Here is an 11,750-nt window from a genome sequence, read left to right as displayed (position 1 = left end):
GATCAAGCTAGGTGGTTTTGTCAGCCCACGTGGAACAACGTGGTGAACAGCTTGGGATCAAGGCTTTCAGCGGCAAAGAGCGGCCCGTCCGTCAGCACCGACACCGCATCGTGGCTGTGCAGGCTTTCCTGATGGCTGGCGATCACTCGGAAATCTCCGATGCGCGGATCGGCCTTCAGCTGCTCACAGAACAGGCGCGCGGCGTCTTCCACAAAGATTGGGTTTGCGGCGTTGAGCTCGGCAAAGGCCTGTTCGTCCTCGCGCTTCACCATCACCTGCGTCTCTGTCGGAACCGCGGCGCGGGCCAGATCAATCAGATCCTCGAACCAGAGTTTGGGCTGATCCACCACTTCCACAGAGATCCGCGCCACGGAGCGTTGCGAATGCGGGGTGGCAAGCTGACCACGGGACATGCGTGCGTGCTCGCTCAGCTCCAGAGAGCAGGGGCAGGTTGAGGAATAGACGTAGTCCAGATGCATGATCTTATGCATCGTGCCACCATTCTGCACCTTCTCCAGCGCAATGTCGTAATACTGATACCCCGAAAGGCCCGAGCGCAGGGACTCGATCTTCATCGGATAGGAAAACCGCATCTGCAGGCGGGCGTCAAAACTCTCCAGATCGGTGATGTAATCCGCCAGCGCGGCCTCCATCACGGAAAAGCTGAAGGTTTTTTCGGCGTGTTTGTAAAACGAGCGCATGATCCGGGACATGTTGATGCCCTTTTTGTCGGCCTCAAGGCTCACCGTGCCGGTAACGCTGGTTTCCAGCGAGATGTCGCCATTGTCGCGGGTGTGAAACCGGATCGGCAGACGGAAATTGGAAATCCCGACGTGCTGGATCTGCTGCTTCTCACCTTTGATCAGGCTGGAAGGGCCGTTCTGCAGATCCGGCAGGGTGGCGCGATAGTCCGGTGTCGCTTCAAAATCATGCGGATACTCGCGTGAGAGCGACGGGTAATTGACCAGAGGCTGATCGGGCAACAGGCGGGAAATAGCAGGGTCAAGCTCTGCGATTTCGGTCACCGAGGCGGTCTGGGCCCATGAGCGCAGCCGCGCGAGCGCGTCTTCGGCTTCTTCCAGCGTCACTTTCCCGTCATTCTTGGGAGACTGAATGTTCATGACCAAGCACCCTTTGCGTCCTGACCCTGACTACCTTAGTCCGTCAGGGAAAAAATAGCTAATTTCGAATTCCAATACGCGTAAAACGGCATCTTGGTTCATACTTCGCGCCCCAAAGAAAAGAGCGGCGCCCGAGTGTCTGCCACAAGCGCCGCTCCTGCATTACGATTACATGGGCTCAGCTTTGGGCCGCTTCAAGTGCGCGGGAAATATCAACAATCAAGTCCTGCGTGTCTTCCAGACCAACCGAGAAGCGCACCAGACCCGGCGTGATGCCAAGCTCGTCTTTCTGCGCATCCGACAGACGCTGGTGCGTTGTGGTGGCCGGATGGGTGGCAATGGATTTTGCATCGCCGAGATTGTTGGAGATCACCGCAATTTCCAGCGCGTTGAGGAATTTGAATGCCGCCTCGCGCCCGCCTTTAAGGTCGATGGACAGCACAGTGCCGCCTTTGCCATCCAGCTGCTTCTGCACCAGAGCCGCCTGCGCGTGGCTTGCCAGACCCGGGTAGATGGTGCGTGCCAGCGCCGGATGATCCTGCAGCGCTTCGGCAATGGCCAGCGCGCTTTCCGCCTGTGCCCGCACCCGCAGATCAATGGTTTCCAGACCCTTGAGCATGACCCAGGCATTGAACGGGCTCATGCTGCCGCCGGTGTGCTTCATGTAGGGCTCAAGCGTGCCGCGGATGAAGTCTTTCGTGCCAAGCACCACACCGCCCAGAGCGCGGCCCTGACCGTCGATATGTTTGGTGGCGGAGTAAATCACCACATCAGCACCCTGCTCGATCGCGCGACTGAAGACAGGTGTGGAGAACACATTGTCCACCACAACCAACGCGCCAACCTCATGGGCGATCTGCGCTACGGCGGTGACGTTGATCACCTCAAGCGTCGGGTTGGACATGCTTTCAAAGAACACCGCTTTGGTGTTGGGTCGCATCGCCGCCTTCCAAGCCGCGAGATCAGTGCCATCCACAAAGGTCACCTCAACGCCGTAGCGGGTGAGGATGTTTTCCAAAATATATAGGCAGGAGCCAAACAGCGCCTTGGCGGAGACCACGTGGTCACCGGCCTGCAGCATCGAGGTCAGCGCGCCGCTGACAGCCGCCATGCCGCTTGCGGTGGCAAAGGCGTCCTCTGCCCCTTCCAGCGTGGCAATACGCTCTTCAAACATCGCAACCGTCGGGTTGCCATAGCGCGCATAGATAAACTCATCCGGTCCGGTTTCGATAAAGCGCGCCTCGGCCTGCTCTGCGGTCTCGTAGACAAACCCCTGGGTGAGGAAGATCGCCTCGCTCACCTCGTTATACTGGCTGCGCCGCGTGCCGCCGTGCACAAGCTTCGTGCGTTTGTTCCAATCGCTCATGTCATCATCTCCCGGGCCGTCTCTGGCTGGCCCAAATAAAAAGCCCCGTTCCGGCCAAGCGGAAGGGGGCTCCTTCATCCTGACCTCTTTAGCGGCATGTTTTACGTGGCCCGCAATCCGGTAACAAATCGCCACGCCCGCGCTTTACGCCTCAGCTCTATAAAGGTCAAGGCTGCAGCGCTGCGGTCACATTTGCTTTACTCCCTGCCGCCTCAAAAGGCTGTCTCAGCACCCCCTCTTGCGGCACCGCGCGAAACCGGCATCATGGCGCACATCTCAGGAGGAGCGCCCATGTCATCTGACCCGATTGATCTTTACTACTGGCCCACGCCAAACGGCTGGAAAATCTCCATCGCGCTGGAGGAGATGGGGCTGCCCTATGCGACCCATCTGATCAACATCGGCAAAGGCGATCAGTTTGCGCCCGATTTCCTGAGCATCGCGCCCAACAACCGGATGCCCGCGATTGTCGACCCGGACGGCCCGGATGGCAAACCCGTTTCCGTGTTTGAAAGCGGCGCGATCCTGACCTATCTCGCCCGAAAAACCGGCCAGTTCATGGGACAGAGCGAGCGCGACCGGATCGCGGTGGAAGAATGGCTGATGTGGCAGATGGGCGGCCTTGGCCCCATGGCCGGACAGACCCACCACTTCCTCAAATACGCGCCTGAGGACATTGCCTATGCCAAGGATCGCTACCGCTCCGAGGCGGCGCGGCTTTATGGCGTCCTCGACCGGCGTCTGGCGGAGCATGAATATGTCGCCGGAGATTTCTATTCGATTGCGGATATGGCGATCTGGAGCTGGGCCTCGCTCTGGGAAGGGCAGGAACAAACCCTTGAGGACAAACCCCATATGGCGCGATGGCTCAAAACCCTGTGGGACCGTCCTGCGCTGCGCCGGGGCCGCGCCCTGCACGCAGATTTGCGCGCAGACCGCTCTGACACCTGGGTGCAGGCCGACCTGTTTGGGACGGAGGCCTAAGCCGGATCAGGTTTCTTTGGTGTCTTCTTCAATGGCGTAGTCCTGAAAGATCTTGCCCTGCGTCATGAAGAAGACAAACACCGCCGCCGTCAGGCCGAAGGTCTTGAAATAGACCCATGTGTCGGTGGTTTGGGTGCGCCAGATGATCTCGTTGAGTGCGGCAAGACCAAAGAAGAAATAGGTCAGCCGCTTGGTCAGCAGCATCCAGCCTTCTTCTTTGAGCGGCATCATCTCCTCCATGACCACCTTCAGGTAGCTCTGCCCGCGCAGCAGCCCAAAGCCAAGAATGCCGCCAAACAACAGGTAGATCATGGTTGGCTTGATCTTGAAGAAGCGCTCGTCATTGAGCCAGACCGACAGGCCGCCAAACACCACAACCAGCACAAGCGTGGCGATTTGCATCTTGCTGATCTTGCCGGTCAATCGCCAGAGGATCACGGTTGTCAGGGTCAGGAGTGGGATAAAGCCGGCGGTGGCCAGAATGAAGCCGTCATAGTTGGTGCCGCCAACGGTAAAGGTCTGATCGCGCATCCGCAGATAGGCCACAAAGAAGGCCACGATCGGGCCCATCTCCAGCACCATCTTCAAAACCGGATTGATCTTCTTCTCTGCCATCGCGCGTTTCCTCTCCTCAGGCGTCCTATCCGCCCATTTCCACTATCACAGCCCCGGCCGCAATCAATGCCATCAGGGCAATCCGGCGCGGGCCAACGGTCTCTTTCAGCACCAGCCAGCCAATCAGCGCCGCAAACACAGGCGAGGTCTCCCGTAGTACGGCGGCCTCGCCAACCTTATCGAGCCGCGTGGCCAGCATCACCGAGCCAAAGCTTGCAAAGGCCACCAGCCCACCGAAGAAGCCCCGCGTCATGAGCGGGCCCAGGGTGGGCGGGTTTTCCATTCGCCGCCAGCGCCGCGCGGCTATGACCGGAAACACCAGACCATCGATGAAAAAGAACCACGCCAGAAAGGTAAATGGGTCTGCAGTCGCGCGAATGCCATAGGCGTCATAAGTGGTGTAAAGCGCCACAAACAATCCGGTGAAGACAGCGATCACCATGGCAGAGACCAGCGTGTCCCGCCCCTCGGTCATAAAAACCATGTTATAGACCGCCAGCCCCAGAATGCCCGACATCAGGACGGCCACGCCTAGCCACTGAACCGCGCTGAAGGTTTCGCTAAAGATCAGATAGGCGCCAATCACCGTGAAAAACGGCCCCGTGCCGCGCACCACCGGATAGACCACGGTGAAGGCGCCTTTGGTGTAGGCCCAGCCCTGCAACAGCTTGTAGCCGGTGTGGATCACGAAGGCCCCGGCAAAGATCGGCCACATATGCGGCTCCGGCCAAGGCACCACAAAAAGCGCAAACGGCAGCGCCATGGCGCCATAGCTGAAATCAATTGCGCCGCGTGTCAGCCAGGGATCATGCCGCCCCTTCTGAAGCGCGCCAAAAACCGCGTGCAGGAAGGCGGCGGACACAGCCAGGATCAGCGCAAGCTGCTGTCCCGCCTCGGTCCCGGCGAGCGACACAAGCCATGCGCTCATTTGATGTCATCCGCCGCGTGCAAGAGCCGGGGGTTTTCCACCCCCGGACCCCCGGAGGATATTTCAGGCAAGAGGAAGATCAGCTCTGCTCCACGCCGATCAGGGCCGTGGCAAACTCTTCCGGATCAAAGGGTTGCAGATCATCAATCTGCTCCCCCACGCCAATGGCGTGGATCGGCAGGCCGAATTTATCTGCCAGCGAGACCAGAATGCCACCTTTGGCGGTGCCATCCAGTTTGGTCATCACAAGGCCGCTGACGTCTGCAAGCTTCTGGAAGGTCTCCACCTGGCTGATCGCGTTCTGACCGGTTGTGGCGTCCAACACCAGCAGCGTGTTGTGGGGCGCATCCGGGTCCTTCTTGCGGATCACACGCACGATCTTGGCGAGTTCTTCCATCAGATCCTGACGGTTCTGCAGACGGCCTGCGGTGTCGATCATCAGAAGATCGGCTCCTTCGGCCTCCGCTTTGGTCATGGCATCAAAGGCGAGGCTTGCAGGATCAGAACCTTCCGGCGCGGTCAGCACTGGCACACCGGCGCGTTCGCCCCAGACCTGGAGCTGCTCGACGGCGGCGGCGCGGAAGGTGTCGCCCGCTGCGATCACCACGGATTTGCCTGCCGCGCGGAACTGGCTGGCGAGCTTGCCGATGGTGGTGGTTTTGCCGGAACCGTTGACGCCCACGACCAGCACAACCTGTGGCTTTGACGGATAAAGCGGCATCGGACGGGCCACGGTTTCCATGATGCGAGACACTTCGCCCGCCAGAAGGCCTTTGATCTCCGCCGTGGAAACCTTTCGCCCCATGCGGCCTTCGGCGATGTTGGCCGTGACGCGCAAGGCGGTGTCCACACCCATGTCAGAGGCGATCAGCAGCTCTTCAAGCTGCTCGAGCATGTCATCGTCAAGCTCACGCTTCACCACAGGCGCGCTGCGGCCCTGTCCGGTCAGGCGCGACAGCAGGCCGGGCTTGGGGGCAGGTGCGGCTTGCGGCTCAGGCGCAGGTGCGGGCGCTGGGGCCCGGCTTGGCGCGGGGTGTGAAACGGGTGTTGGCGCTTCAGCAGGCGTTTCAGGGCTGGGAACACTGACCGCCGCCGGTGCCGCAGGGGATGGCTCCTGCGCAGCGTGGAACTCTGCGGGGGCTTCTGCCTCCACTTCACCGCCATCTTCGACAATCGCCTCCAGCCCCTCCTCCAGTTTGGAAGAGGATTTGAACAACCTGTCCTTGAGCTTTGAGAAAAACGCCATGTGGGTCTCCGAAACTGTTGGGACTCAGTTAGTCTGAATTTGCAGGATTTAAAAGAGCGGCGTCTGCCAGCCGACCCCGGCCACGATGAGAAACTGTCCGACCGCATAAAACACCCAGACCGCGACGGAGGTGAGATGATGCAGACCGGTGTTGGGTTTCATCCGGAAAAGCTGCATCGCGAGAATGGTGTCTGACAGGATAAAGCCCATTGCCCCGATCATCGCCCAGACCCGCATGTCGAGCCCAAGAGCGGCCACACCCATGGCGCAGATCAGCACGACATAGCCGCGCACAATCCAGCGCAACGTGCCTGTGTAGGGGCTGAGCCAGATCTCGGTGGAGAGGCCAAGGGCCACGATCGCGGGAAACAGCAGCGACGCTGTGATCGCACTGCCCCCCAGCATCCAGAAATGCACGGTATAGGCCACATGCACCAAGCCAAAGGCGGCAAGCCCCCAGAGAAACGGCCGCTCGCCATCCCGTGACAGCACCAGATCGCCAATGGCCGAGAGCACAAGCGCAACCACAATGGTGCCGGCCCCGAAACTGATTGCAACAGCCCCGGCCCAGGCGAGCAGCGGGATGGTTTTGACAATGGATTTTGCAAGGCTTTGCGGCCGATAACAGTAAAATGCACCGTAGATCAGCGCGGCCAGCACACCCACCGCCAACAAAATCAGACGCAGATTTTGCCGAAAGGCGATTTCCTCAATAACACTCATACCAACTTTGGTCCGTTTTTCTTGTATTCTAGCCATGTGAAGGCTGCGCGCTGCAAGCAGATTTCCTGCATAACGCTGGGGCAATCCAACGACGGCTAAGATATTTGCACAGAGGGCCTGTAAGCCGGATTCTGTCGCGCCAGGTTGCCCCGGCGCTGATGACCATTCATCTAGGATGCCTGTTACCAGACACCTCCAGCTGCCAACCCGGATCTGCTCGGGGCAAGACACCCCTGTGACTGACGCCACGCGCGATCCCTATTTGGCATTGCTCCCGGTGGGGCTTGCCGTGCCGCTGCTGTTGCCAGCCGCGCGGTGGGCTCTTACCCCACCGTTTCACCTTAACCCTGACGGATCAGGGCAGTCTGTTCTCTGTGGCGCTTTCCCTCGGGTTGCCCCGGCCGGGCGTTACCCGGCACCGTTGCCTTGTGGAGTCCGGACTTTCCTCACGGGCTTGCGCCCCTGCGGCCATCCAGCCCTCTGTGCAAGGGCGGTGTAGGGGGTTGCTGCGGAGAGGTCAATCGCCCCCCTATTGTGGCGCATTCGGGGCAAATGTTGTGCAGTGAGTATTTTTGGCAGAATGAAGTCAGGACAGCTCTGCGGAGGCAAGCCGCGCGGCGATGCGGCCGTCCTCGGCGTCGCAGGGGCCGGAAGCCCAGGGGCGAAACCGGTCGCGGAAGGCGGCAAAGCTCGCCGCGTTGTCGACATCATAGCCAAAACACGCCGCACCTTCCGCCCAATCCTGCGTTGCGGGTGCATCATCCGGCCAGACCGCCAGCCCCTGGCGCGCCAATCTGCGCCAGTCAAAACGCGGGCCTGGGTCAATCTTGCGGCCCGGTGCCAAATCGGAATGGCCAATGACGCCCACCGGGCCAATATCCCAGCGCTGCATGATCCCGCCAAGAAGCGCCTCCAGCGCGGCCATCTGGGGGGCGGCAAACGGATGGTCGCCGCGATTTGAGAGCTCAATCCCGATGGAGCGGGAGTTCACATCCCCCTGCCCCCGCCATTGTCCGGCTCCGGCGTGCCAGGCGCGCATCTCTTCTGCCACCAGCTGGGTCACATCCCCTTGGGGAGAGATCACGTAATGCGCCGACACTTCCGCCTCTGGATTGCACAGCCAGTCTATGGCGGCCTGTGTGCTCGCCATCGCGGTGTAGTGGATCACAATCAGCTCCGGGCGCGTCTCATCGCGGCGCGGGCCGAAATTCGGGGAGGGGCATTGGGAGATCTGCAGGCGCGATGCCAAGAGATCAGTTCCGTGCAGCCTTGCGGAAGGGGCTTGGATCCCATTCACAGGCATAGCCGTCGCCATCCGGGTCAACGCCGAGACGATCCACACGCGGGCCGCCGCGTTCCAGAAATGCCAATTGGGCGGCCTGATCGCTGGAGAATTTGGCGCAGGCTTTTTGATAGCGTGAGGCGCTGGTCAGCCCCAGACGGCTGTGCACTTTGGTGCCGCGCGGATGGTTTGTCGCCAGCGCATAGGCCACCACATTGGGGCCCTGTTCGCCAGAGCGTGTGGGCACGGCGGTGGGCGCAATCACAGTGTAGTTGGCCTGATTCTGTGCGCGCAAGGCGGCGTCTGCCTCAATCGAGCGACGCTCTCCCACGGCGGCAAAATCGTTTTCATCCGAAATGCCGGGGTTGGAGAACACCTGCGGTGCCGGGTTTGACGGGCTGGCCTCTAGCGGCAAGACGCCGGAGTTGGCCGAAGCCGCCGCCAGCGCCGCGGTGGTTTCATTGGCGATGGCTGCCGCTTCCGAGGCGGGCTGAGGCGCTGCCGTGGCCGTGGTGGCCAGCGGGGTCGCTGGCGTAGAAGGTGCAGCCGGCAGAGCGGTTTGAGAGGTGGTTACCTGAGGGGCGGCGGGCACGGTCTCGGTTGAGACCGACTGCGCGGGGGGCAGCGCGCCACCGGCACGGGCGCCGTCATACTGTGATCGCGATTGTGGCGCGTTCACCGCATTGTCAAAACCCACGCCTGCCGCGCTGTCGGGAATGCGCGGCTGACATGCCGCCAGCGCCACAACGGCGCAGATTGCCCCAAATGTCCGTGTCATCTCTGCTCTGCCTGCTTATTGCTTGGCGGCAGACTTACCACCATTTGCCGGGTTTGGCCACAAATCCGGCGGCCTGCTCCAGCGCGTAAGCGGTGTTCAGCAGATCGCCTTCTTCCCATGGACGCCCGATGAGCTGCAGACCCAGCGGCAGACCTTGGGAATCGAGGCCCGTTGGCACGGAAACACCCGGCAGACCGGCGAGGTTCACAGTCACGGTGAAGACGTCGTTCAGATACATCTGGATCGGATCGGCTTCAGACATTTCGCCCAGACCAAAGGCCGCTGACGGGGTGGCCGGTGTGAGAATCGCATCGATGCCTTGGGCAAAGACAGTCTCAAAGTCCTGCTTGATCAGCGTGCGCACGCGGCGGGCACGGTTGTAGTAGGCGTCATAGAAACCGGCGGACAGCACATAGGTGCCGACCATCACACGGCGTTGCACCTCGTGGCCAAAGCCTTCGGCGCGGGTCTTTTCATACATCTCGGTGATGCCGTCACCTGCCGCCAAAGTGGCGCGGTGGCCATAGCGGACACCGTCATAGCGCGCGAGGTTGGAAGAGGCCTCCGCAGGCGCAATCACGTAGTAAGCGGGCAGCGCATATTTGGTGTGCGGCAGGGAGATGTCGACGATCTCAGCACCGGCCGCTTTCAGCATGTCGATGCCGTCCTGCCAAAGCTTGTCGATCTCCGCAGGTACGCCATCAAGGCGGTATTCTTTCGGGATACCGATCTTCTTGCCGCGAATGTCGCCAGTCAGCATGGCTTCAAAGTTTGGCACAGCGAGTTCTGCGCTGGTGCTGTCTTTGGCGTCATGGCCGCACATGGCTTCCAGCATGATCGCCGCATCGCGCACGTCTTTGGTCATCGGGCCTGCCTGATCGAGCGAGCTGGCAAAGGCCACGATGCCCCAGCGGGAGCAACGGCCATAGGTCGGCTTGATGCCGGTGATGCCGGTGAAGGCCGCAGGCTGACGGATGGACCCGCCGGTATCTGTGCCCGTGGCTGCAAGGCAGAGGTCTGCTGCCACAGCGGCTGCGGAGCCGCCGGAAGAGCCGCCCGGTGTCAGCGCGGTGTCATCATTGCCGCGACGCCATGGGTTCACCGCGTTGCCGTAAACAGAGGTCTCGTTGGAGGAGCCCATCGCAAACTCATCCATGTTGAGCTTGCCGAGCATCACCGCGCCAGCGTCCTGCAGTTTCTGGGAGACGGTGGATTCATACTCGGGCTTGAAGCCTTCGAGGATGCCACTGGCCGCCTGACTCGCGACACCTTTGGTGCAGAACAGATCTTTGATGCCAATCGGCAGGCCGCACATGTCCGGCGCGTCGCCTTCTGCAATGCGCCCATCCGCAGCCTTGGCGCGCTCCAGCGCGATTTCCGGCGTCTTATGCACATAGGCGTTCAGCGCGTCCGCCTCGTCGATGGCTTTCAGGAAAGATTCGGTCAGCTCAACAGAGGTCACATCGCCCGCGCGCAGTTTGTCACGTGCTTCTGCCAGCGTCAGTTTGGTCAATTCGGTCATTTCGGTCGCCTCTCTCTGGGGCAAAATTCGGGTCAGGTGGTCAGGATCGGATCAACGGCGTGTGGCCGGATCACTCCACCACTTTGGGCACGGCAAAGAAGCCTTCGCGCGCGTCCGGCGCGTTCTTCAGGATTTTCTCCTGCTGATCGCCATCGGAAATCACATCCTCGCGGCGCTTCAGGCGCATCGGGGTGACGGACACCATCGGCTCCACACCCTCAACATCCACTTCGTTGAGCTGCTCAATGAACCCCAGCACAGCGTTGAATTCCTGCGCCAGCGCGGGCAGGTCTTTCTCTTCAACCTTGATGCGGGCCAGTTTGGCCACTTTGGCGGCGGTGCTTTCATCAATCGACATGGGGCAAGACTCTTTTGTTGCGGGCTTTCTGCGAACGTATGCTCAGCCTTTAGCGCGCACACCGCAGCGGTGCAAGCGCTTGGCCTCACTGCGCGCGCGGATCGGCCTGTTGCACAAGATGGCGGCGCAGAACCTCAATCATCCAGCCCAGCATAATCCCGTTGAGCACATGCCACATGAAATGGGTGCCAAAGGGCACCGCCTCGCACATTGGCATATCGAGCGAGCGGAAGGTGAGAGAGGCGAGCAAAATGCCACCGCCAATCGCCAAGCCGCGCGCCACGGTGGGCAAGCGCCCCCTCAGCGCGAAAGCATAGGCCAGGATCATCACGGGCACCGGCATATAGGCGGCCGATACCCCAAGCAGCGGCAGCTGGGAAAACAGCGGGACGGTCAGCGCGGCATAAGGAAAGAAGCCGAGCGTGGTGACAGTGGCCCAGAGCGGGCGCAGCCGCCAATAGTGCCGGTTGGCCGCGTAAATATAGAGCAGCACATAGATCGCAATCGGCACCACATCCGCCGCTCCGGCCCAGCGCGTGGCGTAGGTGTGAAACAGAAAGCTGCCAATGCCGATGAGCGCAAGAATGACACAGAGCGTGCGCGCCAGTGTTTTCCCGCCCCCCACAGGCACATCGCGCAGACGCCCCCACATCCAGAGTGCGGCCAGAACAAAGGCGGCATTTGTCACCGCATTCACGGGTTCCGCCCAGAAAGCCGGGCTCATGCGCTCACAATAGGCGTCCACCTGCGCTGTCCAATCCATGTGGCCTGCCCCTTCCGTCCTGATCTCTTTTCTTGTCACGCGCCCGTGCTAGTCTGACCATACA

At 60.9% G+C, this 11,750-nt stretch carries 12 protein-coding genes, 1 other RNA gene and 1 riboswitch; of the genes, 1 reads left to right on the top strand and 12 read right to left on the bottom strand.

Translation table 11 applies throughout. The annotated features are described in order from the left end of the window. Positions 1-20: 20 nt before the first annotated feature. Both folE2 and metZ read right to left on the bottom strand, forming a co-directional pair. Positions 21-1,121 (bottom strand): GTP cyclohydrolase FolE2, encoded by a 1,101-nt coding sequence (gene folE2 / locus J7412_RS10445; RefSeq protein ID WP_209065201.1) that lies wholly within the window; start codon positions 1,119-1,121, stop codon positions 21-23. A gap of 178 nt (positions 1,122-1,299) precedes the next feature. Beyond that, positions 1,300-2,487 carry an O-succinylhomoserine sulfhydrylase gene (gene metZ, locus J7412_RS10440; protein WP_209078591.1) on the bottom strand — a complete coding sequence of 396 codons (1,188 nt, stop codon included), beginning with the start codon at positions 2,485-2,487 and terminating at the stop codon, positions 1,300-1,302. Positions 2,488-2,554: 67 nt separating this feature from the next. Then, a riboswitch (SAM riboswitch) is annotated at positions 2,555-2,632 on the bottom strand. 146 nt (positions 2,633-2,778) lie between these two features. Here metZ and J7412_RS10435 point away from each other — a divergent pair. Continuing rightward, positions 2,779-3,471 (top strand): glutathione S-transferase N-terminal domain-containing protein, encoded by a 693-nt coding sequence (locus J7412_RS10435; protein ID WP_209078590.1) that lies wholly within the window; start codon positions 2,779-2,781, stop codon positions 3,469-3,471. 6 nt (positions 3,472-3,477) lie between these two features. Here the strand turns inward: J7412_RS10435 and J7412_RS10430 are convergent, their stop codons facing one another. From J7412_RS10430 to J7412_RS10385, 10 genes are all read right to left on the bottom strand, one after another. Then, positions 3,478-4,086 carry an inner membrane-spanning protein YciB gene (locus J7412_RS10430; RefSeq protein WP_209078589.1) on the bottom strand — a complete coding sequence of 203 codons (609 nt, stop codon included), beginning with the start codon at positions 4,084-4,086 and terminating at the stop codon, positions 3,478-3,480. Positions 4,087-4,111: 25 nt separating this feature from the next. After that, entirely contained in the window at positions 4,112-5,014 is a 903-nt protein-coding gene (locus tag J7412_RS10425) for an EamA family transporter (RefSeq protein ID WP_209078588.1), read from the bottom strand. A gap of 79 nt (positions 5,015-5,093) precedes the next feature. Beyond that, positions 5,094-6,260, bottom strand: coding sequence for a signal recognition particle-docking protein FtsY (gene ftsY, locus J7412_RS10420; protein ID WP_209078587.1), 1,167 nt, complete (start codon positions 6,258-6,260; stop codon positions 5,094-5,096). Between the two features lie 48 nt (positions 6,261-6,308). Then, positions 6,309-6,983, bottom strand: coding sequence for a lysoplasmalogenase (locus J7412_RS10415; protein WP_209078586.1), 675 nt, complete (start codon positions 6,981-6,983; stop codon positions 6,309-6,311). Positions 6,984-7,087: 104 nt separating this feature from the next. Beyond that, an RNA gene (gene rnpB / locus J7412_RS10410) (RNase P RNA component class A) lies at positions 7,088-7,467 on the bottom strand. Positions 7,468-7,569: 102 nt separating this feature from the next. Further along, a complete protein-coding gene (locus tag J7412_RS10405; RefSeq protein WP_247743860.1) occupies positions 7,570-8,232 on the bottom strand; it encodes an N-acetylmuramoyl-L-alanine amidase in 663 nt (220 codons plus the stop codon). A 4-nt stretch (positions 8,233-8,236) separates the two neighbouring features. After that, positions 8,237-9,043: a hypothetical protein gene (locus J7412_RS10400; RefSeq protein WP_209078584.1), complete on the bottom strand. Its 807-nt coding sequence runs from the start codon at positions 9,041-9,043 to the stop codon at positions 8,237-8,239. Between the two features lie 34 nt (positions 9,044-9,077). Beyond that, positions 9,078-10,565, bottom strand: a complete 1,488-nt coding sequence (gene gatA, locus J7412_RS10395) for an Asp-tRNA(Asn)/Glu-tRNA(Gln) amidotransferase subunit GatA (RefSeq protein WP_209078583.1) — start codon at positions 10,563-10,565, stop codon at positions 9,078-9,080. A 70-nt stretch (positions 10,566-10,635) separates the two neighbouring features. Beyond that, a complete protein-coding gene (gene gatC, locus J7412_RS10390; protein ID WP_058239744.1) occupies positions 10,636-10,923 on the bottom strand; it encodes an Asp-tRNA(Asn)/Glu-tRNA(Gln) amidotransferase subunit GatC in 288 nt (95 codons plus the stop codon). An 85-nt stretch (positions 10,924-11,008) separates the two neighbouring features. Continuing rightward, complete coding sequence (locus J7412_RS10385) at positions 11,009-11,686, bottom strand: ceramidase domain-containing protein (protein ID WP_209078582.1); 678 nt, start codon at positions 11,684-11,686, stop codon at positions 11,009-11,011. Positions 11,687-11,750: the final 64 nt, after the last annotated feature.

Source organism: Shimia sp. R9_3 (assembly GCF_017743755.1).
Taxonomy (GTDB): Bacteria; Pseudomonadota; Alphaproteobacteria; order Rhodobacterales; family Rhodobacteraceae; genus Shimia.
Note: the sequence above shows the minus strand (reverse complement) of the source record. Positions and strands in the feature narration are given on the sequence as shown.

What these genes read in the sequence shown, in the direction of transcription:
- J7412_RS10435 (WP_209078590.1), top strand. Translation starts at nt 2,779, where the DNA reads ATGTCATCTGACCCGATTGATCTTTACTACTGGCCCACGCCAAACGGC.
- ftsY (WP_209078587.1), bottom strand. Translation starts at nt 6,260, where the DNA reads ATGGCGTTTTTCTCAAAGCTCAAGGACAGGTTGTTCAAATCCTCTTCC.
- metZ (WP_209078591.1), bottom strand. Translation starts at nt 2,487, where the DNA reads ATGAGCGATTGGAACAAACGCACGAAGCTTGTGCACGGCGGCACGCGG.
- J7412_RS10415 (WP_209078586.1), bottom strand. Translation starts at nt 6,983, where the DNA reads ATGAGTGTTATTGAGGAAATCGCCTTTCGGCAAAATCTGCGTCTGATT.
- J7412_RS10425 (WP_209078588.1), bottom strand. Translation starts at nt 5,014, where the DNA reads ATGAGCGCATGGCTTGTGTCGCTCGCCGGGACCGAGGCGGGACAGCAG.
- gatC (WP_058239744.1), bottom strand. Translation starts at nt 10,923, where the DNA reads ATGTCGATTGATGAAAGCACCGCCGCCAAAGTGGCCAAACTGGCCCGC.
- gatA (WP_209078583.1), bottom strand. Translation starts at nt 10,565, where the DNA reads ATGACCGAATTGACCAAACTGACGCTGGCAGAAGCACGTGACAAACTG.
- J7412_RS10430 (WP_209078589.1), bottom strand. Translation starts at nt 4,086, where the DNA reads ATGGCAGAGAAGAAGATCAATCCGGTTTTGAAGATGGTGCTGGAGATG.
- J7412_RS10385 (WP_209078582.1), bottom strand. Translation starts at nt 11,686, where the DNA reads ATGGATTGGACAGCGCAGGTGGACGCCTATTGTGAGCGCATGAGCCCG.
- folE2 (WP_209065201.1), bottom strand. Translation starts at nt 1,121, where the DNA reads ATGAACATTCAGTCTCCCAAGAATGACGGGAAAGTGACGCTGGAAGAA.
- J7412_RS10400 (WP_209078584.1), bottom strand. Translation starts at nt 9,043, where the DNA reads ATGACACGGACATTTGGGGCAATCTGCGCCGTTGTGGCGCTGGCGGCA.